The 25,584-nt window shown below is 59.7% G+C and carries 22 protein-coding genes; 11 read left to right on the forward strand and 11 right to left on the reverse strand.

Annotated elements, in window-relative coordinates; all coding sequences use genetic code 11:
• Nucleotides 1-26 precede the first annotated feature (26 nt).
• Genes ACSQ16_RS02970 through ACSQ16_RS02990 form a run of 5 tightly spaced genes read left to right on the forward strand, consistent with a single transcriptional unit; the run spans nucleotide 27 to nucleotide 4,979 of the window.
• A complete protein-coding gene (locus ACSQ16_RS02970) occupies nucleotides 27-1,136 on the forward strand; it encodes a M24 family metallopeptidase (RefSeq protein WP_243261748.1) in 1,110 nt (369 codons plus the stop codon).
• The gene (locus ACSQ16_RS02975; RefSeq protein WP_243261747.1) at nucleotides 1,130-2,137 is read left to right on the forward strand and encodes an ABC transporter permease subunit; all 1,008 of its coding nucleotides are present in this window, start codon (nucleotides 1,130-1,132) and stop codon (nucleotides 2,135-2,137) included. Before ACSQ16_RS02970 ends, ACSQ16_RS02975 begins: the two co-directional genes overlap by 7 nt.
• Entirely contained in the window at nucleotides 2,137-3,042 is a 906-nt protein-coding gene (locus tag ACSQ16_RS02980) for an ABC transporter permease subunit (RefSeq protein ID WP_243261746.1), read from the forward strand. Before ACSQ16_RS02975 ends, ACSQ16_RS02980 begins: the two co-directional genes overlap by 1 nt.
• A 3-nt stretch (nucleotides 3,043-3,045) precedes the next feature.
• Entirely contained in the window at nucleotides 3,046-4,023 is a 978-nt protein-coding gene (locus ACSQ16_RS02985) for an ABC transporter ATP-binding protein (RefSeq protein WP_243261745.1), read from the forward strand.
• The gene (locus ACSQ16_RS02990; RefSeq protein WP_093927504.1) at nucleotides 4,020-4,979 is read left to right on the forward strand and encodes an ABC transporter ATP-binding protein; all 960 of its coding nucleotides are present in this window, start codon (nucleotides 4,020-4,022) and stop codon (nucleotides 4,977-4,979) included. The genes ACSQ16_RS02985 and ACSQ16_RS02990 overlap by 4 nt, the downstream gene beginning before the upstream one ends.
• A 15-nt stretch (nucleotides 4,980-4,994) precedes the next feature.
• On the opposite strand, the gene doeB is transcribed toward ACSQ16_RS02990, so the two are convergent.
• The 8 genes from doeB to ACSQ16_RS03030 all read right to left on the reverse strand — a co-directional run bounded on the left by doeB (nucleotide 4,995) and on the right by ACSQ16_RS03030 (nucleotide 13,014).
• Nucleotides 4,995-5,984, reverse strand: coding sequence for a N(2)-acetyl-L-2,4-diaminobutanoate deacetylase DoeB (gene doeB / locus ACSQ16_RS02995; RefSeq protein ID WP_243261744.1), 990 nt, complete (start codon nucleotides 5,982-5,984; stop codon nucleotides 4,995-4,997).
• A complete protein-coding gene (gene doeA, locus ACSQ16_RS03000; protein ID WP_243261743.1) occupies nucleotides 5,981-7,162 on the reverse strand; it encodes an ectoine hydrolase DoeA in 1,182 nt (393 codons plus the stop codon). Before doeA ends, doeB begins: the two co-directional genes overlap by 4 nt.
• A 60-nt stretch (nucleotides 7,163-7,222) precedes the next feature.
• Nucleotides 7,223-8,014, reverse strand: coding sequence for an aspartate/glutamate racemase family protein (locus ACSQ16_RS03005; RefSeq protein ID WP_243261742.1), 792 nt, complete (start codon nucleotides 8,012-8,014; stop codon nucleotides 7,223-7,225).
• 17 nt (nucleotides 8,015-8,031) lie between these two features.
• A complete protein-coding gene (locus ACSQ16_RS03010) occupies nucleotides 8,032-8,472 on the reverse strand; it encodes a universal stress protein (RefSeq protein ID WP_243261741.1) in 441 nt (146 codons plus the stop codon).
• A 12-nt stretch (nucleotides 8,473-8,484) separates the two neighbouring features.
• Nucleotides 8,485-9,771, reverse strand: coding sequence for a TRAP transporter large permease (locus ACSQ16_RS03015; RefSeq protein WP_243261740.1), 1,287 nt, complete (start codon nucleotides 9,769-9,771; stop codon nucleotides 8,485-8,487).
• 3 nt (nucleotides 9,772-9,774) lie between these two features.
• Nucleotides 9,775-10,413: a TRAP transporter small permease gene (locus ACSQ16_RS03020; protein ID WP_201722001.1), complete on the reverse strand. Its 639-nt coding sequence runs from the start codon at nucleotides 10,411-10,413 to the stop codon at nucleotides 9,775-9,777.
• Nucleotides 10,414-10,489: 76 nt separating this feature from the next.
• On the reverse strand, nucleotides 10,490-11,500 hold the full coding sequence (locus tag ACSQ16_RS03025; RefSeq protein ID WP_243261739.1) for a TRAP transporter substrate-binding protein: 1,011 nt from the start codon (nucleotides 11,498-11,500) through the stop codon (nucleotides 10,490-10,492).
• 137 nt (nucleotides 11,501-11,637) lie between these two features.
• On the reverse strand, nucleotides 11,638-13,014 hold the full coding sequence (locus tag ACSQ16_RS03030; protein ID WP_243261738.1) for a PLP-dependent aminotransferase family protein: 1,377 nt from the start codon (nucleotides 13,012-13,014) through the stop codon (nucleotides 11,638-11,640).
• A 64-nt stretch (nucleotides 13,015-13,078) separates the two neighbouring features.
• On the opposite strand from ACSQ16_RS03030, the gene ACSQ16_RS03035 reads away from it, so the two are divergent.
• The 5 genes from ACSQ16_RS03035 to ACSQ16_RS03055 all read left to right on the forward strand — a co-directional run bounded on the left by ACSQ16_RS03035 (nucleotide 13,079) and on the right by ACSQ16_RS03055 (nucleotide 18,216).
• On the forward strand, nucleotides 13,079-13,570 hold the full coding sequence (locus ACSQ16_RS03035; protein ID WP_120352307.1) for an Lrp/AsnC family transcriptional regulator: 492 nt from the start codon (nucleotides 13,079-13,081) through the stop codon (nucleotides 13,568-13,570).
• Between the two features lie 128 nt (nucleotides 13,571-13,698).
• On the forward strand, nucleotides 13,699-15,183 hold the full coding sequence (locus ACSQ16_RS03040) for an NAD-dependent succinate-semialdehyde dehydrogenase (protein ID WP_243261737.1): 1,485 nt from the start codon (nucleotides 13,699-13,701) through the stop codon (nucleotides 15,181-15,183).
• A gap of 47 nt (nucleotides 15,184-15,230) precedes the next feature.
• On the forward strand, nucleotides 15,231-16,601 hold the full coding sequence (locus tag ACSQ16_RS03045; RefSeq protein ID WP_243261736.1) for an aspartate aminotransferase family protein: 1,371 nt from the start codon (nucleotides 15,231-15,233) through the stop codon (nucleotides 16,599-16,601).
• 287 nt (nucleotides 16,602-16,888) lie between these two features.
• Nucleotides 16,889-17,860, forward strand: a complete 972-nt coding sequence (locus ACSQ16_RS03050) for a response regulator (protein WP_435988587.1) — start codon at nucleotides 16,889-16,891, stop codon at nucleotides 17,858-17,860.
• The gene (locus ACSQ16_RS03055; protein ID WP_093927495.1) at nucleotides 17,857-18,216 is read left to right on the forward strand and encodes an Hpt domain-containing protein; all 360 of its coding nucleotides are present in this window, start codon (nucleotides 17,857-17,859) and stop codon (nucleotides 18,214-18,216) included. The genes ACSQ16_RS03050 and ACSQ16_RS03055 overlap by 4 nt, the downstream gene beginning before the upstream one ends.
• A gap of 90 nt (nucleotides 18,217-18,306) precedes the next feature.
• Here ACSQ16_RS03055 and ACSQ16_RS03060 read toward each other — a convergent pair whose 3' ends face one another.
• From ACSQ16_RS03060 to ACSQ16_RS03070, 3 genes are all read right to left on the reverse strand, one after another.
• A complete protein-coding gene (locus tag ACSQ16_RS03060; protein WP_093927494.1) occupies nucleotides 18,307-18,678 on the reverse strand; it encodes a response regulator in 372 nt (123 codons plus the stop codon).
• A gap of 12 nt (nucleotides 18,679-18,690) precedes the next feature.
• Nucleotides 18,691-20,343: a PAS domain-containing sensor histidine kinase gene (locus tag ACSQ16_RS03065; RefSeq protein ID WP_243261735.1), complete on the reverse strand. Its 1,653-nt coding sequence runs from the start codon at nucleotides 20,341-20,343 to the stop codon at nucleotides 18,691-18,693.
• Nucleotides 20,344-20,482: 139 nt separating this feature from the next.
• Nucleotides 20,483-23,680, reverse strand: coding sequence for a CHASE domain-containing protein (locus tag ACSQ16_RS03070; RefSeq protein WP_243261734.1), 3,198 nt, complete (start codon nucleotides 23,678-23,680; stop codon nucleotides 20,483-20,485).
• 290 nt (nucleotides 23,681-23,970) lie between these two features.
• Between ACSQ16_RS03070 and ACSQ16_RS03075 the strand changes: the two genes are divergently transcribed.
• Nucleotides 23,971-25,584 carry a GMC family oxidoreductase gene (locus ACSQ16_RS03075; protein WP_243261733.1) on the forward strand — a complete coding sequence of 538 codons (1,614 nt, stop codon included), beginning with the start codon at nucleotides 23,971-23,973 and terminating at the stop codon, nucleotides 25,582-25,584.

Genomic DNA, 25,584 nt, shown 5'->3' on the forward strand with positions numbered 1-25,584 from the left:
AACTTCGCCAGCTCGAAAGCCAGCCCATGTCCAATTCACTGAATGATCGCCTCTCGGCCTATGCCGATATCGCCGCCGCACTATCGGTGGACGCCGTGGCGCTGGTGCCCGGCCCGAATTTCACCCGCGCCGTCGACCATCTTTTTATGAGCAACGAGCGCCCCTTTCTTTTGGTAATCCCCGCTCACGGCCCCGCCGCCGCTTTGGTCCCGAACCTTGAATTGGGCAGCTGGGATCTGGTCGGCTTTGACGGTGCCGTTTTCGATTGGCGCGACCAGACAGGCTATGACGATGCCTTTGCCGCGCTGATGCAGCATCTGAACATCACCTCGCTGGCTGTCGAGGGCCAAGTGATGCGCGTCTTTGTGCATCACGCGCTGAAGAAAGCGCAGCCCGACCTGCGGATCATAGACGCCGAGCGTGAAATTTCCGCCCCGCGCATGATCAAGACCGAGGCCGAGGTCGCCGCCCTGCAAGAGGCCATTAAAATTTCCGAACGCGCCCTGCGCGCCACGCTCCACTCTGTGAAACTCGGCCAGACCGAGAAAGAGATTGAGCAGAAACTGGTGCAGATGGTCTTTGCTGAAGGGGCCGATGATCTGTCCTTCGCGCCTATCGTCGCCGCTGGCGACGGCTCGGCCCGTCCACACGCCAAAGCGCGCGAAGATTACCGCGTCAAAGCGGGCGATGCGCTGCTGATCGACTTCGGCGCGCGCAAGAACGGCTTTGCCGCCGACATCACCCGCACCGTTTTCCTCGGCTACGTCAGCGACGAGGGGCGCGAGGTTTATGACACCGTGCTGCGCGCCAACCTCGCCGGGCTGGAGGCCACCCGCGCCGGTGTCACCGCGCATGAGATCGACGATGTGGTGATTTCAGTCCTCGAAGCCTCGCCCTATGCCGACCGCATCCGCACCAAGACAGGCCACGGCCTTGGCCGCGATGTACATGAAGCGCCTTATATCATGCGTGGCAACCATATGACTTTACCCGCCGGAACGGTGTACACCAACGAACCCGGCCTCTATGAGATCGGCAACTTTGGGGTGCGCATCGAAGATGACGTGCTGATCACCGAAGATGGCTACAAATCCCTGACCAACTTTCCGAAGGAACTGATGGTGCTCCCGTGCTGAAATATGTCTTGTCGCGCCTTGCGACCTTCATCCCGACCTTTATCGGCGTCACGCTGATTTCATTTGCCTTTATCCGCATGCTGCCGGGCGACCCGATCGTCGTCATGGCGGGCGAGCGGGGCATTTCCGAAGAGCGCTACTTGGAGCTGCAACAGCAGTTCGGGTTTGATCGCCCTATCTATGTGCAGTTCTGGGACTACTTCACCGGCGTTCTGCAGGGCGATTTGGGCAACTCTTTCGTGACCAAACGGCCTGTTTGGGATGAGTTCTTCTCGCTCTTTCCGGCGACGTTGGAACTGTCTGTCTGCGCGATGATCTTTGCGGTGGCCTTGGGCCTGCCCGCGGGGGTGATTGCTGCGGTGAACCGGGGCAAGTTCTTTGACCGGGCGCTGATGTCGACCGCGCTGGTGGGCTATTCGATGCCGATCTTCTGGTGGGCGCTGCTGCTGATCATCGTGTTCTCGGGCAACCTAGGCTGGACGCCGGTCTCGGGCCGGATTGATCTGCTTTATTACTTCCCCAACGCCACGGGCTTCATGCTGATCGATAGTATTGCCTCGGGGCAGAACGGAGCGTTTACCTCGGCTTTGCGGCACCTGCTGCTGCCGACCATCGTGCTGGGCACCATCCCACTGGCGGTGATCGCACGGCAGACCCGCTCGGCCATGCTCGAAGTGCTGGGCGAAGACTACATCCGCACCGCCCGGGCCAAGGGCATGTCCTCGGGCCGGATCAATGGCATCCACGCACTGCGCAACGCACTTATCCCCGTCATTACCGTGATCGGCCTCTCGGTCGGTACGCTGCTGGCGGGCGCCATTCTGACCGAGACTATCTTTAGCTGGCCGGGCATCGGCAAGTGGATGGTCGACAGCATTTTCCGCCGCGACTACCCGGTGGTGCAGGGTGGCCTGCTGCTGATCGCCGTCATGGTCATGGTCGTGAACCTCACCGTTGACATGCTCTATGGCATCATCAACCCCAAGATCAGGAAACGCTAATGGACGACGCACTCTCTGCCGAAGCCGAAATGGTACACGCGCGCCCCGGACGCCTGCGCGAATTCTGGTTCTATTTCCGCGAAAACCGTGGGGCCGTAATTGGCCTGTGGATCTTTGCCGTCTTCGCCTTTCTGGCGCTGTTCGGTCCTTGGATCGCCCCGCATGACGCGACCCAGCAGTTCCGCGCAGCCACGCTGCAGCCGCCTGTCTGGCAGGACGGTGGCACGTGGAGCCACATCCTCGGCACCGACCCACTGGGCCGCGATATGCTGTCGCGTCTGATCGTCGGTGCGCGCTACTCCTTCTTTGTCGGCATCGTTGTGGTCTCCATCGCCGCCTCCGGCGGGATCATTGTGGGCCTGATCTCAGGCTTCGCGCCGAAATGGCTCGACAGCATCATCATGCGGATCATGGACATCATCCTTGCCTTCCCATCGCTGCTGCTGGCGCTGGTGCTGGTGGCCATCCTTGGGCCATCGCTGACCAACGCGATGATCGCCATCGCCATCGTCTTGCAGCCGCATTATGTGCGCCTGACCCGCGCAAGCGTGCTCTCGGAACGGCAAAAGGACTACGTGACCTCGGCCCGCGTTGTCGGCGCTGGTACGCTGCGGCTGATGGTCGTGACCGTGCTGCCGAACTGCCTTGCGCCGATCATCGTGCAGGCCGCGCTGTCGTTTTCCACCGCGATCCTCGACGCCGCCGCGCTTGGCTTCCTCGGCATGGGGGCGCAGCCGCCCACGCCGGAATGGGGCACTATGCTGGCCGAAGCGCGCGAGTTCATTCTGCGGGCGTGGTGGGTTGTGACCTTCCCCGGCCTTGCGATCCTCGTCACCGTGTTGGCGATCAACCTCATGGGTGACGGGCTGCGCGACGCCCTTGACCCGAAACTAAAGCGGAGCTGATTGATGTCTCTTCTGCGTATCCGCAACCTATCGGTCGATTTCGCCACCGCCTCGGGCAAGTTCCGCGCGGTGGACTCGGTTGACCAAGATGTCGCCACCGGCGAAATCCTCGCCATCGTCGGCGAAAGTGGCTCGGGCAAGTCGGTGTCGATGTTGGCACTGATGGGCCTGCTGCCTTGGACGGCGACTGTCACCGCCGATGAGCTGACCTTCGATGGTCACGATCTGCTGAAAATGGACCGCCGCGCCCGGCGCAAGATTGTCGGCAATGATCTGGCGATGATCTTCCAAGAGCCGATGTCCTCGCTCAACCCCTGCTTCCCAGTGGGCTGGCAGATCAAAGAATCTCTGCGCTTTCACCTTGGCCTGAACCGGGCCGAGCGGCACAAGCGGGCGATTGAACTCTTTGAGCAGGTCGGCATCCCAGACCCGGAAAAGCGCCTGTCGGTCTTCCCGCACCAGATGTCGGGCGGGATGAACCAGCGCGTGATGATCGCCATGGCGATTGCCTGCAAGCCCAAGCTGCTGATCGCGGATGAGCCGACGACCGCGCTCGACGTGACCATTCAGGCGCAGATCCTCGACCTGCTGACCTCGCTGCGCGATGAGACGGGGATGGGGCTGGTGCTGATCACCCACGATATGGGCGTGGTGGCCGAAACCGCCGAGCGTGTCTCGGTGCAATATGCCGGTCAGAAGATCGAAGAGCAGCAGGTGCTGCCGCTCTTCCGCGAGCCGCACCACCCTTATACGGCGGCGCTCTTGGACGCATTGCCGGAACGTGCGACTGAGAAACGCCTGCCGACGATCCCCGGCGTGGTGCCCGGCCAGTTCGACCGGCCCGCGGGCTGCCTCTTCTCTCCGCGGTGCAAGTTCGCCAACGACAAATGCCGCGCCGAGAACCCGCCGCCCTTGGGCGAGGACTTGGGCAAGGCGCGTTGTTTCTATCCGCTTAATACCGATGAAAGGGTCGCGTCATGACTGCCCCCGTAATGACCGCCGACGCGCTGGAGCGTCACTATCAGGTTGGTGGCGGCTTCCTGCGCAAGACCCAGACGCTCAAGGCCGTTGCGGGCCTCGATTTCCAACTGCACCCCGGCAAGACGCTGGCTGTGGTGGGCGAAAGCGGCTGTGGCAAATCCACGCTGGCGCGCATGGTCACGATGATCGAAGAGCCGACCGCCGGGTCGCTCACGCTCGATGGCAAACAGGTGCGCCCCGAAGATTGGGCCGACCTGCGCCAGCATGTGCAGATCGTGTTCCAAGACCCCTATGGCTCGCTCAACCCGCGCCAGCAGATCGGCACGATCCTGCAAGAGCCGCTGGTCATCAACCGCAAGGACATGTCCAAGAAGCAGCGCGAGGAAAAGGCGCGCGAGATGCTGCGTCTGGTTGGCCTGCGGCCCGAGCATTACGACCGCTACCCGCATATGTTCTCAGGCGGGCAGCGCCAGCGGATCGCGGTGGCGCGGGCTTTGATGTTGGACCCGAAGGTGCTGGTGCTGGACGAGCCTGTCTCGGCTTTGGACCTGTCGATCCAGTCGGCGATCCTGAACCTGTTGGTGGACCTTCAGGAAAAGATGCAGCTGGCCTATCTTTTCATCAGCCATGACCTGTCAGTGGTGCGCCACGTCGCCGATGATGTGATCGTCATGTATCTGGGCCGCGCGGTCGAGAAGGGTCCGAAGGACGAAGTCTTTGAGAACCCGCGCCATCCCTATACGGCAGCACTGCTCTCCGCGACCCCACGCGCTGACCCCGAAGGCGGCAAGGAGCGCATCAAGCTGCAGGGCGAATTGCCCTCCCCACTGGCGATCCCCGAGGGCTGCCCCTTTGCGCCGCGCTGCTGGAAGGTGCAGGACGTCTGCCGGAAAGAACGCCCCGTGCTTGAGGGGGCACCGCATCCGGCAGCCTGCTACTTCCCCGTCGACGAATGAGGCGTTGCAGGTGGTTCAGACCACCTGCGCCACCACGCCGATACAATCGCCCATCTTGACCAGCCCCGGCACATGTCGGGCGGTCAGGATGCCGCCAAGCTGCGCATGGGCGGTAATTGCGGGCTGACCGCTGCGGTCGCTGGGCCAGAGCCGCGCAATGGCTTGGCCTTCGGTCACTTCATCCCCCAAATCGACCAGCGGCTCCAGCAGCGCATTCGTCTCGCTAAAGGTGAAGCAGCGCCCATCGGGCATGTCGAGCATCACGGTCTCTGCCATCTCGGGCTCGCCAGCCAGAATTCCAGCATGGATCAACAGATTGCGCGCGCCTTTGCGGGCGACAGCGACGCTCTTGGCCGTCGACGTGCCCGCGCCGCCAAGCTCGGTGGTGACAAAGACCTTGCCCTGCTCCTCTACCTCGGTGTCGAACATGCCGCGGTTGTCGATCTCTAGCATCTTCATCGAATAGGGTGCGTTGAACGCCTCCATCGCGGCCATGCAGGCGGCCTCCTGTTTCTTGTCGGGCAGGATATGCGCGGCGGCGAAGGGCAGGAAATCCAGCGTGCGTCCGCCTGAGTGGTAATCCAGCACGATGTCGGCCAGCGGCACCAGTTCGGTCGCGATGTAATGCGCGATCTTCTGGGTCACCGTGCCGCCGGGGCTGCCCGGAAAGCTGCGGTTCATATTGCCGCCATCGATGGGCGAACAGCGGCGGCCTGCGGCAAAGGCGGGTTGGTTCATCATCGGCAGGATGATGACGCGGCCCGTGACCTGCGCCGGATCCAGCGTTGCCGCCAGTTCCTGCAACGCAATCGGGCCTTCGTATTCATCGCCGTGGTTGCCGCCTGTCAGCAGCGCCGTGGGGCCGTCGCCGCCATGGATGACAGTGATCGGCACCATGACAGAGCCCCAGGCGCTATCATCGCGGCTGTAGGGCAGGCGCAGGAAACCGTGATGCGCGCCGGGTTTGTCGAGCGGGATGGTCGGGGTGATGGGATTGCTGGTCATGCGGAAACAAACAACTTTCGCGGTGTGGTGCAGAAACATTCATGGCCGGTCTCGGTAATGCGAATGGGCTCGGTAATCTCAAGCCCGCCGTCGTCGAGCCAAAGCGCAGGCATGAAATGGAAGGTCATGTTCGGCTCAAGGATCGTCGTATCACCCCGCCGGAAAGAGATTGTGCGCTCGCCCCAGTCGGGCGGGTAGCTGATGCCAATGGCGTAGCCGCAGCGGCTGTCTTTCTCAAACCCGGCCTTGTTGAGCGTTTTGTTAAAAGCGTTGGCGATGTCCTCGGCCTTGTTGCCGGGTTTTGCCTGTTCGAGCCCGGCGTCGATGGCATCTAGCACCGCCTGTTCGGCGTCTCGGTATTTCTGCGGCACATCCCCGAAAAAGAGTGTGCGCGACTGTGGGCATTGGTAGCGGCGGTGCGCGCCGGCGATCTCGAAAAACGTCGCCTCATTGGGCTGCATCGGCCGGTCGTCCCATGTCAGGTGGGGGGCGGTGGCGTCCATGCCCGAAGGGGCCATCGGCACAATTGCCGGGTAATCGCCCCAGAACCCATGCGCGCCGCGAATGCCGGTGGCGTAGATTTCAGCCACCAGATCGTTCTTGCGCATGCCCGGCACGGCGACCTCGAGGATGCGGACGTGCATTTCCTCCACGATGCGGGCGGCGCGTTCCATATATTCGATCTCGCGCTCGGATTTCACGGCGCGTTCCCAGTTCACCAGTGCGGTGGCATCCATAAAGGTCGCCTTGGGCAGCTGGGTTTTCAGCGTCTCATGGGCGCGGGCGGAGTAGTAGTAGTTGTCCATCTCAACGCCGATACGCGCGTTCTCTAACCCCATTTCGCTCAGTAGGGCCGAGAGGTCTTCCATCGGGTGTTTTTCGGGGTTCTGGACGTAGCTGTCATCGTAGCCGCGGATGCAGTCATCCTCCATGAAGACGGTGCGTCGTGCGCCAAGCGCGTCCATGCCGCGGCCCCACCAAACGGGCTCTCCCTCATGGGTCACGATCACCGCTTGGTAGACATAGAAGGACCAACCATCATAGCCCGACAGCCAAGACATGTTCGACGGGTCGCTGACCACGATCGCATCCATGTTGCGCGCGGCCATGGTCTTGCGCGTTCGGTCGACCCGGCGCTGGTACTCGCTGTTGGTAAAATTCGCCTCATACGTGGTCATAGGCCAGCCCCTTTCATGTCTGGTTACTCGAATATTGTGATCCGGCCAGAGGGGCCGGGATCACGGAATGATGCCCTGTGCATGGACGCTTGGCATGTCGCAGTCGAACAGACGGCCATAGCCATCGGGACGGCCCGACAGCCCGCCCATTCGTTGCAATGCCCAGCACAGCGCTTGGTTAGAGGTCACGACCGGTTTGCCCAAAGCGGCTTCGATCCGGTCGATCACGTCGACACCGCGCAAAGACGTGCAGGAGAGGAAAAATGCCTCTACTTCCGCTCCGTCCAGTGCTTTGGCGCCGTTGATGATGCTTTCGTCGTCGATCCGCGCCATGTCGCGGTCGTCTTCCAACCCGAAGGCGCCGTTGCGCATGACCTGTAGGCCTTGTTCCTCGAAATAGGCGGCGAGGGGGGCGGCGGTTTCGGGCAGATAGGGGGTGAGCATTGCCACACGTTTCACGCCAAGTGCTGCAAAACCCGCGATAGCGGCAGAGGCGGGGGTGATGACCGGCACGCCGGGGAGCCCTTCGCCGATGGCCTCGCGTACCGCAGGATTACCGATGGCGACAGAGGCCGAGGTGCAGCAAAAGGCGATGGCCGAAAGCTTGATCCCCGGCACCAGCAGCGCCGCTGTGCGGGCCATATCGGGGGTCATGGCGCGCAGGCGCTCGGGAGTGGTGGGGTTCTCAAACGCGATCCGCGCCACATGCAATGCGGCCTGCGCGGGGTCGATCAACCGTGCGGCGTCACGCTCAAAGGTCATGTCGGTCGACAGCAGCATCGCGCCAAGGCGCACGGGATCATCTTCACGCAAACGGCAGTCAAGCGTTTCGCTTTGCACAGGGGGTGTCACCTGAATATTCCTTTGATCTAGACGACAAGCACAGGGCATTTCGCAAGCCCCGTGACTTTGTGTGACACCGATCCCAGCAGATAGCTATCGCCTGTCGCCCCCAACCCGCGAGAGCCGATGACGATAAGATCGGCATCATGTTTCTTGGCGAATTCGGTCACCGCCCGCGCCGGTCGGCCCGAGCGCACGAAAGCGCGTACATTCTCGACGCCTGCGTCTTTCATCAACTGTTTGCCGTGGCTGATGATCTCGGTCGCATGGGCCTGCATCGCATCGTCGATATTGCCCGGATCGTTCACCCGCACCATCGACAGCGACGCCTCCAGCATCGAATGATGCCGGTAGATCGTCAGCAGCGTCACCTTCGCCCCGGTCAGATTGGCCATCTCTGCCGCCTTCTTCAGCGCGCGGTCGGCATTGATCGAGCCGTCATAGGGGGCGAGGATATGGGTGAACATGACGCTCTCCTCTTATTTCGCAAAGGCCAGATCGCGCAGGAACAGGGCGATCTGTGGGAAGAAGATCAGGGCAACCGAGACGCTCAGCAACATGATGATGAAAGGCGGGGTGCCGCGGATGACCTCCATATAGGGACGTTTGAAGACCGCGATGGCGGTGAAGATGTCACAACCAAAGGGGGGCGTGGCCGAACCGATGGCGACTTGCAGCGTGATGACCGTGCCGACCAGCACCGGATCAAGGCCAACCGAGTCGACCACCGGCGCAAAGATCGGCACGAAGACGAGGATCACCACGATCGGATCCACGAACATACAGCCGATGAAGAAGGCGATGGAGATTACAAAGAGCACGCCGATTGGCCCCATGCTGTCGATCCCGATGCCCGCCAAAACCGCCTGCGGGATTTGCGCGAAAGAGATCACCCAAGAGAAGGCCGCGCCCGCCCCAACAAGGATGAAGACCACGGCGGTGATCAGCCCGGTGGATTTCGCCGTTTCATAGATGCCCGCAAAGTCGATCTCACGAAAGACGATCATCTCAAGAAAGATGGCATAGAGCACACAGGCCGCCGCCGCTTCGGTCGGAGAGAAAACACCGCCGTAGATGCCGCCGATGATGATCGCCGGGAAGCCCAGCGGCCAAAGCGCTTGTTGTACCGCGCGGGCACGCTCGCCCCATGTGGCTTTCTCTTCGGTAGGGACGTTGTGGCGGTAGGCGTAGATCACCGAATAGACCGAAAACAACGCGAGAATCAGCAGGCCCGGCCCAATGCCCGCGATGAAGAGCTCTGCAATCGAGGTGTTGGAGACGACGCCGTAGATGATCATCCCGATGGAGGGCGGGATCAGGAAGGCGATGTCGGAGGAGTTCACGATCAGCGCCAGCACAAAGCTGTCTTTGTAGCCCGCTTTCAGCATCCGGGGCCGCAGGGGGGAGCCGACGGCGACGACCGTCGCCTGAGTGGAGCCCGAGACCGCGCCGAACATGGTGCAGGCTGCGGCGGTGGCGACCGCAAGACCGCCCTTCATATGGCCGACGAAGGACATCACCATGTCGATCAGCCGCCCGGCGGACTGGCCGCGCGTCATGATATCGGCGGCAAAGATGAACATCGGCACGGCGATCAGCGAGGCGGGCCGGACGCCAGCCATCATCTGCTGCACCATCGTCTCAAGCTGGCCGAAACCGCCGAAGAGGGAATAGAAGCCAACAAACGCGCCGACGATCAGCGGGATCATCATGGGAAAGCCGAGCAGCAGCAGGACGACCATGATGGAGAAAATGGTAGTAGCCATCGCTTAGACCTCCCGCTCGTTGTCGTCGTAGCCTTCCAGCACGCTGGTCGACAGGTAGATGTCAGGCTCGATAATGTTTTTGATGGCGGTCAGCAGGTATTGCAGCCCGGTCATGAAGAAGCCGAAGGGCACCCAGACCAGCGTCCACCAGACCGGCACTTGCAGCGCAGGCAACAGGCGGCCACGCCCGGCTTGGGTCATGATATATTGCAGCGCGTACCACGCGAGGCCGAACATGAAGATGGCGGTGACGAAGGCGATGAAGATCATCAGCACCTTGCGGGGGCGCGGGGGCAGGGCGTCGAAAATCGCCGACATGCGAATATGCCGCCCGTGCCGCGCGGCATAGGAGATGCCCGCGAAGGTGATGAGGATGATCAGGATGCTGTTCAGCTCTTCGGAAAAGAAGATCGAGCTTTGAAAGACGAAACGGCCCACCACATTGGCAATCGTATTGGCCGCCATCAGCAAAACACCAGCGGCGAGCATCACAGACTCAAGCCAGCTGATGGCGTTGTCGATTGTGCCCAAAGGGCCGGGAAGGGTGGATTTATAGGTGCCCACGGGGGCGTCATCGGTGCCGGTGGTGTCTGTCTGCGATTGCAGTTGCGAACTGTGGTTGTCTTCCGTCACCGGCGTCATCCCGTGAATGGTTCAAAATGGATCGCGTCAAAATAAGGTCACCCCCCGGACAGTGCCGGAGGGTGAAAGGATGCGTTTACTTAACGGCTTCGAGGTCGGCCTTGAATTGCTCAAGGATTTCCTTGCCGCTGTCGCCTGTCATCTCGATAAAGGCTTCTTCGACCGATGCAGCCTTGTCTTTGAAGGGCTGGCGCTCTTCTTCGGACAGGATGTTGATCTGCATGTCAGGCTTCGCCGCTGCGATGTTTTCCAGCGACTTTTCCTGCAGGCCGGACTGGTATTCGAGGATATAATCGAATGCCGCGTCAGAAGCGTTCTGCACAACCTCTTTGTCCTCATCGGACAGGTCGTCATAGAAATCCTTGTTGGCCATCACAGCGGTGGTGAAGTTGTTGTGGCCGATGCAGGTGATGACGTCTGTCACCTCATACATCTTGGTGGATTCCAGATAGAAGCCCGGGTTTTCCTGACCTTGGATGATGCCGGTCTGCATCGCGCCATAGACTTCGCCCCATGGCAGCGGTGTCGGCGTGGCACCAAAGGCTTTGTAGCTCTCCACCAAAAGCGGGTTGGTCATGACGCGGAATTTCACCTCGTTGAGGTCTTCGGGCGTTTTGACCGGCTCTTGCGTGGTCATGCAGACTTCGCCTTCGGGGAACATCTTGAGAAGCTCCAGACCTTGCTCTGCATAGAGCTCTGGGAACATCTCGTTGATGGCCTTGGAGGTGCGGAAGAACTCGTTGAGTTGCTCACCGTCCTGCGGCAGCAGGTAAGGCACGAAGAAGACCTGCGCCTCGGGGATCAGCGCGCCGGTGAAGCCGGGCGACTGGTCGACGAACTGCAAGATGCCGGCCTGCGCCTGTTCCATCGTGTCGACGGATTCACCCAAGGTGCCGTAGGGGAAAAGCTGAACTTCGTGGTCAGAGTTCGCTTCGACTTCTTCTTTGAACTTCTGGGCGTATTTGCCCTGCACTTCGTCCAGTGCCTCTTCGAAGGCATAGCGCCATGTGTCTGCAGAGGCCGCGCCTGCGACACTCGTCACGGCTGCGAGGATACCCCCGGTGATAACGGTCTTGAAAATAGCCATGTTACTCCCTTTCATTTATTGCCCGCGCAGCACAAAGGCCGCAGCGAAACTAATGTCCTGACTGCTAGATCATTTAAACCGATCCCAATCATGTCAATGTGAATATTGATCCATGACAATTTGAGACGCTCTCACAGTCACTCCGTCCTACCCCTGTTGCGTAATCTTGCATCGATCATGCGAATCCCGCGGGCAAATTCGGGAAAGGATTGCCCCCCGATCGAGACGCGAAGCCCCGGGTGGCGGTCCGGCGGGCCGATGGCAAAGCTGGCTCCATTGGCCACGGCGACGCCGCTTTCGCGGATGGATTTGACCAGTTCGGCCTCTTCGTAGGTGTCGTGGCAGGGCAGCCAAAGATGCAGCCCGTTTGGGCTGGTGCGCATGTCGAGCCCGCGAAAGACGTTTGCGGCGAAATCGGCGCGGTCGCGCAGGGCTAGTTGCTGACGGTTGAGGAGAGTCTGGGCAGTGCCTTCTTCGATCCAGCGCCCGGCGATCTCGGTCATCATATTGGTGGCCATCCAATTGGTTACCATATGCCGGTTGCCCGCCGATGCCCCAAGGTGGTCCGGCACCACCAGATAACCGACCCGCAGCCCCGGCATCAGGCATTTGGTGAGGCTGGTGAAATAGAGCACCCGTTCTGGCGCCATGGCTGCCATCGGCGGTGGCGGCGCGTCTTGCAGCGGCCCCCATGATTGGTTTTCGATGATTAGCAAGTCATGGCGTCTTGCCACCTCGATCACCGCGGCGCGGCGGCTTTCGGTCATGGTAAAGGCCAGCGGGTTGGCCCCGTTGGGGATCAGGTAGACGGCTTTGACAGGTTCTTTCGCGCAGACCCGCTCCAGCGCCTCGGGGCAGATGCCGCCTGCGTCAACCGTTACCCCTTGCAGACGGACGCCCAAAAAACGGGCGAGGGGGCGAAGGGTGTGGTGGCCGATGTCTTCGCTTACAATCAGATCACCGGGTTGGGCCGCCGTCATCATCGCCACGGTCATCGCGCTGGTGCTGCCATTGGTCGGGATCACTGCCATCCCCTGCAGATCCAACCCACAGAGCGAGAGCCAGCGCCGCACCGCGCTGCTGCTGTCTCCGGCGCGGAGGTCTTGGCGAAACCCGCCCATCATCGCGCGGGGCAAGGAGCGTGCCAATGCGCGGAGCGTCTTTTGCATTGCCTCTTCATGAGCGTGATCCAGCACAGGTTTGAGGATCGACATATCCAGCAACCGTCCGGCGGCCTTGCGGCTGACGAAGGGCATGGAGATATCATCGCTCGCCGCGCGTACGAAAGTGCCGCGCCCTACCTCTCCGACGATCTTGCCCGCCTCAACCAGCTTGTCATAGGCGCGGCTGACGGTTTGCACGCTAAGCGACAGATCGAACGCCAGTTGGCGCTGCGTCGGCATCCGGTCTCCGGGTTTCAGCACGCCATTTTGAATCGCCGTTTCAATCGCCTGAACGAGTGATCGGTAGGCAGGTCGGGTCAGGGATCCGGGGTCTGGGCGCCATTTTGTCATGATCGGGATGATCACCACAATCATGACAATTGACAAGTCTGACCTGCGCTCTCATGAAACTGCCATGAGCTTTGTCAAACTGGATAAACGCGATATCGCGGTGCTTTCGATCCTCTCTCGCGAGGGGCGCATCGCCAAATCTGCGCTTGCCGACAAGGTTAATCTAAGTCCCACCGCCTGCGGCGAACGGCTGGCGCGGTTGGAGTCTGCGGGCATTATCACCGGCTATCAGGCCCATGTCGCCCTGCGCCGCATCGCCCCGCATGTCACCGTCTTTGTGCAGGCCGAACTGGGCAACCACCGGGCCGAGGCGTTTCAGCGGTTCGAAGCCGTGATCGCGCAGCATGATGAGATCGTGCAGTGCTGGGCTTTGGGCGGCGGGTTTGACTATCTGCTACAGGTCGTCACCCGCGACATCGACAGTTACCAACGTCTGATGGATGCGCTTTTGGATCAGCAGGCCGGGCTGAGCCGTTACTTTACCTATGTGGTAACCAAATCGGTCAAATCGGCACCGCTGCCGCTGTCGCTGCTCTTGCCCGAAGACGAAAGCTGAGCCGCCGTAGTTTTTGCGGCGGGCAGGGGGCCGCGCCGCAAAACCTCCTGCTGATGGGCTGATATTCGGTCAAACCCGCGCCGCATCCTGTCTTACCTTCGGGGCAATTCATCCCAAGGAGGTGCCCGATGACCAAAATGATCCCAACCCCCGCCGATGGTCTGCCCGCGCTGACGCGGGGCGAGCTGGCCCGTCATTTCGCCTATGTCGGCGGCGCATGGGTTGCTGGCGCGCAGAGCGACGACTTCAAGGTGACTGACCCGGCAAGCGGTGCGGTCTTGGGGTCGGTTGCCAAGCTTAACGCCGACGACAGCCGCGCCGCGGTGGATGCCGCCCATGCCGCTTTCCCCCATTGGGCCGGGCTGTTGCCGCAAGAGCGTGGCGCCATCCTGCGCCGCTGGCGCGATCTGATGTTGGAGAACCGCGAGGATCTAGCGCGGATCATGACCGCCGAACAGGGCAAACCCATCTCGGAATCGCGCGGAGAGATCGACTATGCCGCGTCTTTCTTTGAGTTCTATTCCGAAGAGGCGCGCCGCCCCAACATCGAAGGCGTCACCTCGCATCTGCCGGATGCCGAAGTCGAAATCTGGCGCGAGCCTGTGGGCGTGGCCGCACTCATCACGCCGTGGAACTTCCCCTCCGCCATGCTGACCCGCAAGGCAGGGGCCGCGCTGGCGGCGGGCTGCACCGTAGTGGCGCATCCTTCGGCAGAGACGCCGTTCTCGGCGCTGGCACTGGCCGAATTGGGCGAACAGGCGGGGCTGCCGAAAGGCGTGTTCAACGTCGTCACCGGGGAGGCCCCCGAGATCGTGAAGCCATGGATGGAAGACACCCGCGTGCGGGCGATCTCCTTCACCGGCTCCACCGAGATCGGCAAACTGCTGTATCGTCAAGCATCCGACAGCGTGAAACGCTTGGTGCTGGAACTCGGCGGCCATGCGCCTTTCATCATGTTCGATGATGCCGATATGGACCGCGCGGTCGAAGAGGCGATCAAGGCCAAGTTCGCCACCTCCGGTCAGGACTGCCTCGGCGCGAACCGCTTTTTCATTGCCCGCGACAGCTATGCCACCTTCTGCGCGCGGTTCACCGCAGCAACGCAGGCGCTGACCGTGGGTATCGGTGCGGATGATCCCGACATCGGCCCGTTGATGAACGAAAAGGCCGTGGCCAAACAAGAAGAACACGTCAAAGATGCGCTTGACCGTGGGGCGCGGCTGCTTTGTGGTGGCAAGCGTCACGCGGCGGGGCCGCTGTTCTTTGAGCCGACGGTGCTGGCGGATGTGCCTGCGGATGCGCTGATCATGCGCGAGGAAACCTTTGGCCCCGTGGCCGCCATCGCGGCCTTCGACAGCGAGGATGAGGCGATCCAGCGGGCCAATGACACGGAGTATGGGTTGGTGGCCTATGTCCACAGCCAAGACCCGCGCCGCATCTACCGCGCCAGCCGGGCGCTGTGTTTCGGCATGGTGGCCGTGAACCGCACCAAGGTGACCGGCGCGCCGATCCCCTTTGGCGGGACGAAACAATCGGGCATCGGACGCGAGGGATCGCGGCTGGGGCTCGAAGCCTTTACGGAAGTGAAATACGTCTGCCGTGACTGGGCCTAAGATTTGAAGATACGGCGCAAAGGCGCGTCGGAAGAAAGGAAAGACCAATGCTGAAGAACGATATGCTCGAACAATGGGACCGTGAAAATTTCTTTCACCCCTCCACCCATCTGGCGCAGCACGCGCGCGGCGAAAGCCCTACCCGTGTGATCAAGACCGCCAAGGGCAGTCATATCACTGACCGCGACGGCAACGAATTGCTCGACGCTTTTGCCGGCCTCTACTGCGTGAACGTGGGGTATGGCCGCACCGAGATTGCAGAGGCGATTGCCGAGCAGGCGCATGAACTGGCCTATTACCACTCCTACGTCGGCCATGGCACCGAGGCGAGCATCACCCTGTCCAAGATGATCCTCGACCGCGCGCCCGAAGGCATGAGCAAGGTCTATTTCGGCCTTGGCGGTTCGGACGCGAATGAGACCAACGTCAAGCTGATCTGGTACTACAACAACATCCTTGGCCGTCCTGAAAAGAAAAAGATCATCTCGCGCTGGCGTGGCTATCACGGCTCGGGTCTGGTGACCGGCTCGCTGACCGGGTTGGAGCTGTTCCACAAGAAATTCGACCTGCCGCTGGCGCAGGTGGTGCACACCGACGCGCCCTATTACTACCGCCGCCCCGACGCCAACATGAGCGAAGCAGAGTTCACCGCGCATCTGGTAGGTGAGCTTGAGGCGCTGATCGAACGCGAAGGTGCCGACACCATCGCCGCTTTCATCGGGGAGCCGGTTCTGGGCACCGGGGGCATCGTGCCGCCGCCCGAAGGCTATTGGGCCGCCGTGCAGGAGGTGCTGAACAAGCACGACATTCTGCTGGTCGCGGATGAGGTCGTTACCGGCTTTGGCCGTCTGGGCAGCATGTTCGGCTCGGATCACTACGGGATGAAGCCTGACCTCATCACCATCGCCAAGGGGCTGACCTCGGCCTATGCGCCGCTGTCGGGCTCCATTGTGGGTGACAAGATGTGGAAGGTGCTGGAGCGGGGCACCGATGAAAACGGCCCCATCGGCCATGGCTGGACCTATTCGGCCCACCCCATCGGCGCGGCAGCGGGGATCGCGAACCTCAAGCTGATCGACGATCTGAAGCTGATCGAGAATGCCTCGGACGTGGGCGGCTATCTGAATGCGCAGATGAAGGCCGCATTGGGCGACCACCCCAAGGTGGGCGACATTCGCGGCGAAGGGATGCTCTGCGCCGTAGAACTGGTTGAAGACCGCGATGGCCGTACGCAGTTTGATCCAGCGCGCAAAGTGGTGCCGACCATCGTTGGCGATATGCTCAAGGCCGGGGTCATTGCCCGCGCCATGCCCCAAGGCGACATCATCGGCTTTGCGCCGCCCTTCTGCCTGACCCGCGAAGAAGCGGACAAGGTTGTGGGTGCCACCGCTGACGCGATCAAGACAACCTTGGGCTAAGATTTGAAAACATCAAAGATCGAAGGGCCCGGCGGAAACGTCGGGCCATTTTCATTAGAAGAATCACAATTGAGTGAGGAGTGATCGGAAGTTCCTCAAAAAAAGAGATCAGGTAAAATTTGCGGATTAGTTTTGGAAAAAATGCATCGGACTGGAAACAGTACCCCGGTTTGTCGTCTATTTACTAAGGAATCGCCCAAATTAGGCCACACTTCACAGGGAAATTAGGAGAAAGCAGCGGCCCGTCCAGTTTGGGGCCCGAAGATTTTTATCTGTGGAGAGATGTAATGAGAATTCTGGCGGTGGATGACGATCCGATTATCCTCGAATTGCTTGGGCAATTCGTAGAGATCATCGGCGCGCATGAACTGACGACCGCCCCATCGGCTCTGCATGCGATTGATATGCTAGGCGATCCGAACCTAGGGCCGATTGATTGCTTCATGCTTGATATTCAGATGCCGGGGATGGATGGGATCGAACTGGCGCAGCACATTCGCAATTCCTCGCGCCATGCCGATACGCCGATCCTGATGCTGACCGCGATGTCCGATAAACGCTATATCGATGCGGCTTTTGCCGCCGGGGCCACCGACTATGTGACCAAACCGTTTGAGATTGCCGAACTGAAAGCACGCATCGGTCTGGTCGAAGGCATGGTGAAGGATCGCCAGCAGCGAACCAAGAAAATCTTTGCCGCCAAAACGATAGCTGACCAAGCCACCCATATGGAGCTGTTTGAGCCAATCCCGATCTATGACGTGGACAATGTGATCGACTACACCGTGATGGAAAACTACGTCGCGCAGTTGTCGCGCAGTGCGCTGTTCGGTTCTACCGCCTTTGCATTCACCATCCGCGAGGTCGACGCTTTCCACGCGACGATGACCTCTTTTGAGTTCTATAGCCTTGTGTCCGATGTGGCCGAGATCCTGTCCGATACGCTTGTCGATCATCAAGTGCTCATGTCTTACGCGGGTAACGGCACATTTGTGTGCATTACGGAAAGCGGCTGGCGCCCGAATATGGGCGGGTTGATGGATGCGGTTAACTTTGAGTTGTCTCAAACTGAATTGTTCGACAATAATGGCGAGCGCGTTCACCCGCGTGTCAGTTCGGGCGAGGCCGTGCGGCTGATTTGGAAGAGCGGCAACTCCGTCATGGACGCGCTGGGGCAGGCCCATGCAAGCGCAGAAGCCGCCAGTGTGGCACATACGAAATCGCTCAATGACTTTTGGCAGAATGATCAACAGGCATGACTAAAATGTTAGCTGAACTTCCCGGCATAGAGCGCATTCGCAAGCGCTTTGTCGAAATGTTGGCCGAGCGTCAGACGCAGATTGCAAGCCATGGGCTGGCGGCGTGGGACGCTACGACTGTGGAAGAGATCAAAGGTAATCTGGCAAGCGCACAGGCCATCCTGCACCAGATTGCTGGAAGTGCTGGATCCTTGGGGTTCGAAGAGCTGGGCCGTATGGCGCGTAAATGTGAGACGCAGATCGTGGACCATCTGGCCGGGCCAAGCGCCAACCGGGCGGATTGCCCTATCGAGATCATCTCGGAACTGGATGGTTTCGTTGCGCAGTGTCGTAAAGAAATCGACGCTCACGCCTAATGACGTGGCGGCCGTGCCCGGCGTGGCACGTCCTTATTCATTACAACTCACAACCAAGCCGACGAAATGGTAAACTGAGGGGGTGCTGGCTTAGGCGCCCTGCATCGCTGCTTTGACCTGATCGGCCAGGGCGATGGGATCAAACGGCTTGCTGATGACATCAGCCGCGCCCAGATCACGCAGTTCTTCAATTTCATTATGCTGGGCACGAGCGGTCATAAAGATCGCCGGCACATCGCGCAGGCTGTCCATTTCACGCATTTTTTCAAGGGTCTGGCGACCGGTCATGCCGGGCATCATCATATCGAGCAGGATAACATCGGGCGTGTAGGACTGAACCTGTTTCAGCGCCACTTCTCCGGTTTCGCATTGGACGACATCGAAATCGCCGCTCAGCTCAAGCGCCATCAGCGCGATTTCCCGAATATCCGCGTCATCCTCGACGTGCAGCAATTTGATCATTCCGTACTCTCTCTAGGAGGCTTCGCGCAGCAGCGAAGCCGGTTCCTCTGCCGCTACCAGAGAATTTTTCTTCGGCAGGGTAAAGTAAAATGTCGTACCAAATCCCTCGCGGCTGTCAAAACCTATTTTGCCACCAAGGTTTTCGACGATGGCCTTGCACACGCTAAGGCCAAGCCCCGTACCACCCTTTTCAGCGCGGCTTGAGTTGGACAGATCGGCGAAACGCTGGAACACTTTGTGCTCTTCAGACGCCGGAATGCCCGGCCCCCTGTCCGACACAGAAATGCGCAATTCATCGTCAGTCTCTTTGGCGCGGATGACGATCCGCTCACCGGGTTTCGAAAATTTGGCCGCGTTGGATAGAAAGTTTGTCAGCACCTGAATGACCCGGTTTGGATCCGTGACGACCTGCATCGGGGCATCCGCGCTTTCAACTTGAATGCGTACCCCGTGGCGCTGTTCAAGCGAGGCGTTGGCGGCACTCGTTTCCCGAAGAAGTTCAGATATATCAATCTGTTGAAGGTTGAACTCCAGCCGTCCATTCGAGATTTTTTCAAGATCAAGAATGTCATTGATGATCAATACCAAGCGGTCTGCATTGCGGTGCGATATCTCCAACAGGGCGCGTGCCTTGCTGGGCAGTTCACCCGCCGCACGCGACAAAAGCAGCCCCATCGACCCTTTGATCGAGGTGAGCGGCGAGCGCAGCTCATGGCTGACCATCGAGATGAACTCCGACTTCATCCGCTCTTCGTCGATGATGTCCGTAATGTCGTGCATCATGATCAAAAAGCGCCCCGCCGTGCCGCCGATGGGCAGCAGTTTGATCGTGACCTGAAAGTGATTGCCCATAATTTCTGTGTCGAACTGGGTCATCCCCTTGCCCGAAGCAGAAAGGTTGCGGCAGGCTTCAAGCACGGTTTGGTTGCCGCTTTTTTCGGCAAGGTCTTGAAGGGTGCGTTCTGAATATGAATCGTTGCGCCAGCCGGTACGGCTCATTGCGACGCGGTTCATATAGCTAAAGCGAAGCGTTTCGGCATCGACGATCCAGATGTCATCGCGCAGTTCATACAGCGTTTCCGCAGTGTCGCGCTCGGCCAAAAGCTCATTGGCGTGGGTCACATCTGTACGGGCCGAGATTGACCCGGCCCATGCCCCTTGTTGGTCAAAAAGCGGCATGACTGTGCATTGGGTTTGTATTACCCGACCATCGGCACAGCGCAGAGGGGTTTCGCCCTGCCACGTCTTGCCTTGCATCAAAGTGGCGCGCATTTCTGCAGCGAGTTCGCGAGACCGTTCGTTGTAAAGCATCGAAACGGGCTGACCTATCAGCTGGTCGCGGGCATAGCCGGTCAGTTCGATAAAGCGATCATTCACCTGTGTGAGGATGCCGCCTGTATCTAAGATGTTCACGATGGCATGGCTGTCAAAGGCTTTAAGCCGTTGCGCCATGTTATGGATTTCGAGAGGTTGATCGCTGCCTGAACGTAACGCGTTCATCGCAAAGGGTGTAATACCCGCAAGAACGATTGCGCCGACCACGGGCAGAACCTCCCCGATTTGGCCTGCGAACAGTGCAGAAGTTGCTGTGTACCAACTGCCTGAAATGGCGCTGCCCAGAAAAAATGTGGCGGCGGTACGTTTGTTAAATGACTTCGACGACACTCGTAAATCCTCGCCCAGAAGCGTGCATGCTGCAAACTATAGCATGACCTATGAGTTGTAATTTAATTAAACTGGCACACTATCTTGGCAATAATATGGCATGCAGCACTTTAGCGTCATGCCGTAGGGTTACCAGCTTTTAGGATGCGCGTGCGGTTGTTCCTGTAATTGAATTGACCACCGAGCTAATGCCGCTCCGTGATTTGATAAGATTAATCCCGACCCGCGGGTCGGGTTCGCGATTGTTGTCGGCAGAAAGGCTGATGATCTTGGCGGCGGGGTGCAGCCGCGTAATGTCTTCCAGCAAAGAGCGGGCATCACCATCGGGCAAGGACCAATCAAGGATCACGACATCGAGCTCCTCTTTGCCGATCAACTTTCGCGCTTGGGCAAGGTTGGTCACATTGGTCACATCCGCAACGCTGTCCAATCCTGTGCGGATGACCTCAGCAAAATCTAGATCGTCTTCGATGTGCAGCACACGAAGTTTTTCATCGCGCGCCGCAATTCGCATGTCTGGCAGGGTGGGCGTCTGTGTGGTCTCGGCATTGGCGATGGGGCAGGTGAACCAAAAGACGGTGACGCCATTCGGAATGCTTTCAAAGCCGATGGTTCCATCCTGACGTTTGATAATCTGCCGGGTGATGTTCAGCCCCAGCCCGGTACCGCCCTTGGCCCGGGTGTCTGATCCATCCGCCTGAGAGAAAGCTTGAAATATCCGGGGACGGAAATTCTCAGGCACGCCAGGGCCAGTGTTTTGAATAAAGACAATCGCCCGGTCGCCCAAACGCTCGGCACGGATTTGCACCTCAGATTCCGCGTCGGAATACTTGCAGGCGTTAGAGATCAGATTGGCCAGCACCTGCCGGGTGCGGCTTTCATCGACCCTGACCATCAGCGGGCTTTCGGGCAATTGCAGGCCCAAGGTGTTGTTATGGGTGGTCGCAAAGGGCGACATTTCATTCACGGAATCGCTGATCACGTCGTTCAAATCAACGTCATGAAAATCAAACTGAACCTCCCCAGATGAGATTTTTTCGAGGTCGAGGATATCGTTCACGATATGCGATAGCCGGTCGGCGTTGCTGCGCGCGATGTCGATCAGCCGAATATGTGCCGGAAGTAGGCGCGTGTTGTCCGTGGTGTCGATCAGGCCCAATGCCCCCTTGATCGAAGTGAGCGGAGTGCGCAACTCATGGCTGACGGTTGAGACAAATTCGCTTTTAATCTGCTCAAGCTTCTTTTGATCGGTAATGTCGTTGATCTGCACGATGAAGACATAGCTTCGGTTGTTCTTGTCGTATGTCCAAGAGACGTTGAACAGGCCCCAACGTTCATAGCCCAATTTATGCGTGATGCGGTATTCGGCCTGATACGTCTGCGAACTGTGGGATTCGACCAGCCCGCGAACCTCTCCGTAAAGTTTCTGCAAATCGCCATTGGGCATCAGATCGCCCAGTTTGGTGTTCGATAGCAGTTCATCTTCGCTATAGCCGCAGAGCGTACACAGCGCACTGTTGACGCTGTTAAAGACGCCGCCTTCGCCGAGAATGGCCATGCCCACCGGTGCGGCGGAAAGCACCTGCCGGAACCGCCGCTCGCTGGTTTCAAGAGCGTTACGCGCATGAACGACATCTGTCACATCAGTCTGGGTGCCGACCATCCGCAGGGCGGCGCCATTCTCATCACGTTCGGTCACCACCGCGTCAGAGCGCATCCAGCGCCATTCCCCGGTGCCCACCTTCAACCGATATTCGGTCACGGATCGCTTTTGCTGACCTGCAATGCAGGCTTGATCGGTCTGGGTGAGTAGGGGCAGATCATCGGGGTGAACCCGTTTCAGAAATTCCGCCTGCGGATCGGTAAGCCGCTCGTAATCCGCCATTCCCAAGATATGGCGCCAAGTGTCTGAAACCTCGGATTTGCCGCTGCGCAGGTCAATGTCGAAAACGCCAATCTGCGCGCCTTCAAGGGCTAGGTCATAAAGCGCCTTATTGCGCGCCAGTTCATCCTGTACCGCAAGTTCAGAGGTAAGATCGCGCACAATCGCCGTCACGCGCCGCTCGCCGGTGTGGGTGGTCCAATTGTTGCGTTGCAGGTCAAGTTTCAGCTCTTGGCCAAAGCAGGTCTTGCCCGCCGCATTGACTTGTTCATGGTCGTGATCATTGATCCGTTCGGTCACAAGATCGGCAAAGTCCATGCCTTCAAGCGCCTCGCGGCCATAGCCGAAACAGACCAGTGCCGCTTGGTTGGCGAAACGCACGCGATCCTTGCTGTCGAGCAGGAACACAGGCGTCACAGCGTTTTCGATGACCGAGCGGTTTTCCTCTTCATGGGCGTCGATCTGACGTTCGCGCAAGACGGCAAGCTGGCTGAGCGCTGCGCTGCGTTGGCGCAGGCTGCGGAAGGCCACAAAGAATAGGATCGCCAGCAAAATACCAGAGATAAGCAGGATTTCCGGCACGGCGCTGTGCATGGCGCTGTCGAAACCGGCTGTACTGACTTGGACGACCGTCCAAGGTCGTCCAAAGCGTTCGATTGTTTGTACGACGCTTTGGCGTCCGCCCTCGGCATTTTCGTTAGTGCTGTCAAAAATCAGGTTTTCTGGGGCTGTGGTCAGCCCATCGAATACCTTGATGTCATATGCCTCTCCCTGCGCGGAGGTCAGCTTGTTCAAGAGGTTTGCACCGACAAAGGGCGCATAGACCCAGCCGGAAAATTCCGTTGCTTCCTGCGTGCCCGCAGTAGCGGCATAGACCGGGCGGAGCAGGAGAAAACCGGGCTGCCGGGTCTTATCCTGCACCAACAGAATGCGCGGTGTTAGCTGTGGCTCTCCGGTTTCGCGGGCGCGCAGGGCAGCGCGGCGGCGGTCGTCGTTAAAACTGATGTCGAGGCCGACAGCCTCTGCATTTGGCCCTTGGGGGTAGATATATTGGATCACCAACTTCTCGGCGTTGCCGGTATCTGGGTGGATGCGGAAGTCCTTGATCCCAAGGGCGGTGACTTCTTCGACGAATGCGTCCTCTGTCCCTTTGGCCACCGACGCGACAAAACCGATGCCATTGATGCCGGGCAAGAAGCTGTCGATTTGCAGGGTGTCGACGTAATGCGCAAAATCGCGGGCAGTCACCTCGTCAGAGGCGTTCAAGAAAGCGGCGACGCCGTTGAGGCTTTGCAGGTAGGTACGAATACGCGCGTCGAGGCTTTGCAGGCTTTCCTCGGCTATCCGGTCAAAGGCCTGTTCGGCGGCGGCATCGTTGCTGCGGCTGCTGTAAAGAAACACCCCAAAAGTGATGGCAAGACATCCGAGGAACAATATAAATTCGGGTCGCCGCAACAGTTTCAACCTTCGTATCTAGCCACCGCGCGGCGATAAAATTCTCTTCGTTAAAGGAACAATCTAGCGCTTCGGGGCAGTATATCCAATCTGGCCATATTCACCTGTGGGTCAAAAAAAGCAACAAACGGATGCGATGCGGACGCTAAGCGCCGCAGATGTGGCTTTGGGGCAAAAGGTCGGCAGAGGGGGCGGTGCGCTTCATTTACGGCAGGGATTGTGACCTGTCGCCGGGCGCTCTACCAATATCGAGCCGGGAGGCGGCGCAGGCATATTGGGAAGGGATCACCATGCACGACGAGACACAGCTAGAGGGCCGCTATGATTACATCATCGTCGGCGCAGGCACCGCAGGCTGTGTACTTGCCAACCGTCTCAGTGCCGATCCGGCCAATAACGTCTTGCTGCTCGAGGCCGGGGGGGATGACAATTACCACTGGGTCAAGGTGCCGGTGGGCTATCTCTACTGCATTGGCAATCCGCGCACCGATTGGATGATGAAAACCGCCCCTGAGCCGGGGTTGAACGGGCGCTCTCTGACCTATCCGCGCGGCAAAGTGCTGGGCGGCTGTAGCTCCATCAACGGCATGATCTACATGCGCGGGCAGGCGGCGGATTATGACCACTGGCGGCAACTCGGCAACATCGGGTGGAGCTGGGACGACGTGCTGCCCTATTTCCTCAAGTCCGAAGATCACCACGCGGGCGATAATGACATGCACCGCGCGGGGGGCGAGTGGAAGGTCAGCAAACAGCGTCTGCGGTGGGACATTCTGGAGGCCGTGCAGGACGGCGCGCGGGAGTTCGGGATCGAACCGCGTGCCGATTTCAATGACGGCGACAACGAAGGGTCGGGCTTTTTCGAGGTGAACCAAAAGGACGGCGTGCGCTGGAACACCGCGCGTGGCTTCCTCCGCCCGGCGATGCAGCGGCCCAATCTTCGGGTGATGACCCATGCCCATACCAATGGGCTGATCCTTGAGGGCAAGCGTGTGACCGGCGTCCGTTTCACCCATAAGGGCCGCGCCCTTCGGGCCGTGGCCGAGGCGGAGGTGCTCTTGGCCGCCGGGGCGATCAACTCGCCGAAAATCTTGGAGCTGTCAGGTATTGGACAGAGCGAGCTTTTGAGCGGCATGGGGATCACCACGCTGCATGAACTGCCCGGCGTGGGGGAAAGCCTTCAGGACCATTTGCAGATCCGCACCGTTTATAAAGTTCAAAACACCAAGACGCTCAACACGATGACCCATTCGCTTTGGGGGAAGGGGCGGATGGGGCTGGAATATCTTCTGCGGCGCAGCGGCCCCTTGGCGATGGCGCCCAGCCAGTTCGGCATGTTCACCAAGTCCGACCCCGCGTTGGAGACGCCCGATCTGGAATACCACGTTCAGCCCCTGTCGACCGACAAGCTGGGCGATCCGCTTCATCCCTTCCCCGCGATCACCGTTTCGGTCTGTAACCTGCGGCCTGAGAGTATCGGCTCTTGCCATCTGACCAGCCGCGACAGCGCGGTGCAGCCCGACATCCGTCTGAACTATCTTTCCGCCGAGAGCGACAAGCGCATCGCGGTCGCGGCCATGAAACAGGCGCGACACATTATGACGGCCAAGGCGTTGCACCCCTATCAGCCCGAGGAAATCTTGCCCGGCCCTGCTGTGCAGAGCGACGAAGACCTGCTCGACAAGGCACGCGATATTGCCACGACGATTTTCCATCCCGTCGGCACCTGCAAGATGGGCAGCGACCCGATGGCGGTGGTCGATAGCGATCTGCGGGTGCATGGCTTAGGCGGTCTGCGTGTGGTGGATGCGTCGATCATGCCCAAGATCGTCTCGGGCAACACGGCTTCGCCGACGGTGATGATCGCCGAAAAGGCCGCTGACGCCATTCTGGCGGGGCGGTAG

Origin of the sequence: Sulfitobacter sp. SH24, assembly GCF_965641895.1 — a bacterium.
GTDB classification, from domain to species: domain Bacteria; phylum Pseudomonadota; class Alphaproteobacteria; order Rhodobacterales; family Rhodobacteraceae; genus Sulfitobacter; species Sulfitobacter dubius.